1 protein-coding gene is annotated in these 540 nt (G+C 66.9%); it reads left to right on the forward strand.

Annotated elements, in window-relative coordinates; all coding sequences use genetic code 11:
- Positions 1 to 153 precede the first annotated feature (153 nt).
- The gene (locus tag C5E10_RS18745) at positions 154 to 534 is read left to right on the forward strand and encodes a hypothetical protein (protein WP_104332946.1); all 381 of its coding nucleotides are present in this window, start codon (positions 154 to 156) and stop codon (positions 532 to 534) included.
- The last annotated feature ends 6 nt before the right edge of the window (positions 535 to 540 follow it).

Genomic DNA, 540 nt, shown 5'->3' on the forward strand with positions numbered 1-540 from the left:
GGTCCTCGCGCTCACCTGGATCATCCTCGGCTTCTGGGCGTTCTTCTTCGTCGCGATCGCGATGATCATCGGCGGCGTCATCGGACGCATCCTCGAAGGAAAGCTCGACGCCAGCGCCCTTGTCGACGTCATCCGAGGACGGAACACCTCCTCATGAGCATCGCCGCGACGACACACCACGGCGCGGCGCAGCGAGGCACGACACGACTCACCGCGAAGGCCCTGACTCGTGTCGCGTCAGCTGTCGCCGGTGACGCCCTCGGGGTCGACGCAGGCAGCGTCAACGTCGACCTCGACGACCACGACGGCAAGCTCGCCCTCCGGGTGCGGACCCCCATCCGGGTTCCGTCACTCGCCCGAATCCGTGAGCAGCCGAATGCGCTCGCGCGCAGCGGCGGTCCACTCCTGGAGCGAGTCGAGAACGCCAAGACAACCATCCGAGACCGCGTGCAAAGCCTCACGGGCTCCCACGTGGACCAGGTCACCGTGCGGGTCACCGGGCTCGACATCAAACCAGAGGAGCGAGTCAGATGAGCAGCC

It is taken from the genome of Pseudoclavibacter sp. RFBG4 (assembly GCF_002931515.1).
Lineage (GTDB): Bacteria > Actinomycetota > Actinomycetes > Actinomycetales > Microbacteriaceae > Pseudoclavibacter.

What these genes read in the sequence shown, in the direction of transcription:
- C5E10_RS18745 (WP_104332946.1), top strand. Translation starts at nt 154, where the DNA reads ATGAGCATCGCCGCGACGACACACCACGGCGCGGCGCAGCGAGGCACG.